The organism is Peptostreptococcus sp., assembly GCF_977045075.1.
Genome location: NZ_CDRRTB010000106.1, coordinates 1 through 4546 on the forward strand (window position 1 = coordinate 1; position 4546 = coordinate 4546).

Below are 4546 nucleotides of genomic sequence, written 5' to 3' on the forward strand. Positions count from 1 at the left end.
TTGCAGAAGCCCCCATTTCCATAGCCTCGCAGGCCTGAGATGGTCTACCTATACCCGCATCTACAATTACTGGCAGGTCTATCTCATCTATCAAGATTTGTATAAAGTCTTTGGTAGCCAAGCCCTTGTTTGATCCTATTGGAGATCCAAGTGGCATTATACAAGCTGCTCCTGCATTTTTCAGGTCCCTGGCCACATTTAGGTCTGGGTACATATATGGCATGACTATAAAACCCTCCTTGGCTAGGATTTCTGTAGCCCTTATAGTTTCCTGATTGTCTGGTAGCAGGTACTTTGAGTCCCTGATTACCTCTATCTTTACAAGGTCACCACAGCCACACTCTCTTGACAGCCTGGCTATCCTAACTGCTTCTTCTGCATTTCTTGCCCCAGATGTATTCGGTAAAAGGGTAACCCCCTCAGGTATGTAGTCTAGTATATTTTCAACCTGGCCTCCTACTGCCCTCCTCAGGGCTAGTGTGATAATTTCTGCTCCGGCATACCTTACTGCACTATCTATTAGGTCTAGGGAATACTTGCCTGACCCCAATATAAATCTAGAATTAAATTCTCTACCTCCGATTATCAGCTTATCTTCCATACTTATTTCCTCCCTAATTATATTTTTTATTAATACATTTACTCGACATTATATACTTGATACTTACTTTTTCTCCAGACCCATAAGTAACCTTATTATTATATTGGCCTGGTGACCTGCACAAATGCTGACCCTTGGTGCCATCATTCCTGGTGTAAACTCAAAGTCAGACTTCTCATCTCCACATAGGTACAGCCTAGAGAGCTTCCTTTGAGTCCTAATCAAGTTGGCATCGTCTAGACCAGCCATACCTGAAGCAGCTACTACTAGCTTATCCTCAGAATTGGCCAGGACTTCTGTAACCACCATAGACTTGGTGGCTGGATCATCTAGGGCCTCACATATTATGTAATTCTCCTCGACTAGGGCCATAATATTGTCTCTAGCTATCCTTACATCTATGACCTCAAGGTCTATAAAGGGGTTTATGGACCTGATAACCTCTACCAGGGCCTGGGTCTTTTTCATGCCTATATGGTCTAGACTATAGGCCTGTCTGTTGAGGTTTGAGGCCTCCACATGGTCAAAGTCGACCAGGACCAGCCTACCTATACCAGACCTGGCCAGGTAGACCCCTATATTAGACCCCAGTCCTCCCAGTCCAAGTATACATACACTGGACCTGGCCAGAACCCCGTCTGGATCACTTATATTTCTCTTAAATATATCCTGAGGACCTAGGTCCCTTCCACCTATACTTATATTTTCTAGTCCCTTGTACAGACTTCTCTTTAATCCAAGGCTACTTCCTTGTTCTGTCCTAGACATTTCAAATTTAAACCCTATCTTAACCACCTCCTACAAAGCAAACTATCTCCACCCTATCATACTCATTGATTATATAGTCTCCATAGGTCCCTCTTTTTATAATTGTCCCATTTACCTCTACGGCCAGCCTTTTTAAATCGAAGCCTTGATCATGCAAATATTCAAGCAGACTTTGACCTTCCACCAAGACTTCTTTCCCATTTATAATCGCCATATATTCACCCTCCTCTTTCCTATCTCTGTTCATTTTTTCCAAAAAAAAACGCACGAAGGAAACCTACACCCGTGGTGGTGTACCCCTTCGTGCGACGTTAATCAACACTCTGCTATTATTCTACTATATTTTTCCTACAAATACAATAGGAAATCGATATTTTAAACGATTTTATTGACTAAATATAACAACTTTAATCAAATTTCTATTGTATTTCTTTCATACAAAAAACCGACCTAAGAATCAGACTTGGTCTCCCCTCCTAGGTCGGCTGAATTTTAATGTATTCAATTAGAATTTATGCCCAATAGTCAAGGTCATCAGGATCTATGCCTATAGACTTGGCATGGAATTCAGGCTCCCTGCCTTCTCTTCTCTGTTCTTCATAGTTCTTAAGTGCCTTAACAGCTACTCCACCTAAGATTACACAGCAAGGGATATTTATAAGAGCCATCAAGCCCATTGTAATATCAGCTAGGGCCCAAGCTGCATCCATTGATATAATTGCACCAAAGAAAACTACTAAAGAAGCAATCACATAGAATATCTTCATAAATTCATCACTTGGCTTCTGGTTGCCATTTAGGTAAGCTAGGCCTGTTTCACAATAGTAAAGGTTACCTATCAATGTAGTGAAGGCAAACATAATCATTGCTATTGTGATGAATAGAGGTCCAAACGATCCAAATATAGGACGTAATGATTCCTGTACCATTGGAGCACCAGCTAGTTCAGGCTTGATTCCCACACCACTGATTAGTATCATAAAAGCAGTTGCTGAACAGATTAGGATAGTATCTATATATACAGATAAGAACTGCACTAGACCCTGCTTAACTGGGTGAGATACCTCTGCTGAAGCTGCTGCATTAGGAGCAGAACCAACACCGGCCTCATTTGAGTAAAGACCACGCTTGATACCATAAACTAGACAAGATCCTGCTAGACCACCTGCAAATGACCTACCACTGAAGGCGTCTGTAAATATCATCTTGAATACATCTGGTAACATTCCTATATTTAAAACTAGTACTATGATTGAAACTAATACATAAACTATACCCATGAATGGAACTAAAATCTCTGTTACACGGATCATACGCTTAGCACCACCAACAATAGATACGAAAACTGCAAGGGCAATAATTGCACCTATGATTTTTGGTGTTACACTTGGGTTATAGAAACCATAAACTGAGAATGTAGACTGTAGGTTATAAGAGCACAACAGGTTAAATCCAAAACCATATGTCACTACCAAGCATACTACGAATATAGTTGCAAGTGTCTTGCTCTTTAAAGCTGTTTCTATATAGTAGGCTGGACCACCGTAGCAACCACCCTTTTCATCCCTACGCTTGTAGATCTGGGCTAGTGTAGATTCTACAAAGGCTGTTGCTGAACCAACTATAGCTAGGACCCACATCCAAAAGGCTGCACCAGGACCACCAAGTACTATGGCTGTAGATACACCAACGATATTACCAGTACCTACACGAGATGCCGTAGAAACCATCAAGGCCTGGAAAGAAGAAACCTGTCCCTTTTCACTTGGCTTTTCCTTTACGGCTCTAATAGATTCTGGAAATAATCTAAGCTGGACAAACTTTGTCCTAAAACTGAAATAAATACCTGCCACCGCTAGTACTACTATCAAAATAGGATAGTACATAACGTCATCGATTTTTGTCAATAATTTTGTCAATAATTCTAAAATAAGTCATTCCTCCCCTTTTGCAGAATAAGATATCTCAACCGTCATCCTAATTAGGTACTGTTATTAGATACCAATACTCTGAAATTTAACATATTTATTACTAATTTATTCCACAATAATATTATCCTATAAACAGGGTAAAATTGCAAGTAGAAAAATAAATATTTCAAAAAAAAGCATTTGCCTATCATTCTTTTTATAAAAAATGAATAACATTATGCATTTTTAGTCATATCTAAAATATTTATATATTATCGAGGTCTTTTTTTGAAAGTTACGCATAAATAAATTCATAAATCATGGGTATTCCAGACATAAATGAAATAAAAATTTCAATTGTGTCAATAGGATAAAATTATCATAATTTGCAATAGTAAGTTGAACTTGGTTATTTTTTTCTTCCCATTTTAAAAGCCCTCCTATGATAATTGTTTTACCATAGAAGGACTTATTTTAATTTACAGTTTTTTGCATACTATATCATATTTAATCTACTGATTTAAACTATCACCAATCTTATTTGATAAGAGGCTATACTCCTTGCCTAGATTCATCGTTCTGCAAGTAGTATAGTAGGGTCCCAACTATTTTATTACGTCACACTTCATATACTTTCTAAGGGCTTCCGGAACCACTACGCTACCATCAGCCTGCTGGTAGTTTTCAAGTATAGCAGCAAGAGTTCTACCAACTGCCAAACCTGATCCATTTAGAGTGTGTACAAATTCAGTCTTGGCATTTCTATCCCTCTTAAATCTGATGTTGGCCCTTCTTGCCTGGAAGTCTTCAAAGTTTGAACAAGAAGAAATTTCTACATACCTGTTGTAGCTTGGCATCCAAACCTCTAGGTCATACTTCTTGGCAGCAGTAAAGCCTAGGTCTCCTGTACATATCTTAACCACCCTATATGGTAGGCCTAACAGCTGTAGCATCTTTTCAGCATCATTAGTCAAAGTTTCTAATTCCTGGTAAGAATCTTCTGGCTTAACAAACTTAACTAGCTCTACCTTGTTGAACTGGTGCTGTCTAACTAGACCCCTAGTATCCCTACCAGCTGATCCGGCTTCAGACCTGAAGCATGGAGTGTAGGCACAGTGCTTGATTGGAAGCTTGTCCAAACTCAATATTTCATTGTTGTAAAGGTTAGTTACTGGAACTTCTGCAGTTGGTACCAAGAAGTATTCTAAACCTTCTAGCTTGAACATATCCTCTTCAAACTTAGGTAACTGGCCAGTACCTATAAAGC

General features: G+C 39.2%; 5 protein-coding genes. All 5 read right to left on the minus strand.

The window, feature by feature from the left end; genetic code table 11:
- Positions 1–601, minus strand: a 601-nt coding sequence (locus tag ACW6OJ_RS07445) for a thiazole synthase (protein ID WP_456096193.1), incomplete at its 3' end; no start/stop codon positions are given.
- Between the two features lie 63 nt (positions 602–664).
- Complete coding sequence (gene thiF, locus ACW6OJ_RS07450) at positions 665–1369, minus strand: sulfur carrier protein ThiS adenylyltransferase ThiF (protein WP_456096194.1); 705 nt, start codon at positions 1367–1369, stop codon at positions 665–667.
- Between the two features lie 19 nt (positions 1370–1388).
- Positions 1389–1583 carry a sulfur carrier protein ThiS gene (gene thiS, locus ACW6OJ_RS07455; protein WP_456096195.1) on the minus strand — a complete coding sequence of 65 codons (195 nt, stop codon included), beginning with the start codon at positions 1581–1583 and terminating at the stop codon, positions 1389–1391.
- Positions 1584–1881: 298 nt separating this feature from the next.
- Positions 1882–3255, minus strand: coding sequence for an alanine/glycine:cation symporter family protein (locus tag ACW6OJ_RS07460; RefSeq protein WP_456096196.1), 1374 nt, complete (start codon positions 3253–3255; stop codon positions 1882–1884).
- A gap of 629 nt (positions 3256–3884) precedes the next feature.
- Positions 3885–4546 (minus strand): serine--tRNA ligase (gene serS / locus ACW6OJ_RS07465; protein ID WP_456096197.1); only part of this gene is annotated, 662 nt, incomplete at its 5' end.

Bases quoted from the DNA above. Each gene is read 5' to 3' on its own strand.
- ACW6OJ_RS07460 (WP_456096196.1), bottom strand. From the start codon at position 3,255: ATGTACTATCCTATTTTGATAGTAGTACTAGCGGTGGCAGGTATTTAT.
- thiF (WP_456096194.1), bottom strand. From the start codon at position 1,369: ATGTCTAGGACAGAACAAGGAAGTAGCCTTGGATTAAAGAGAAGTCTG.
- thiS (WP_456096195.1), bottom strand. From the start codon at position 1,583: ATGGCGATTATAAATGGGAAAGAAGTCTTGGTGGAAGGTCAAAGTCTG.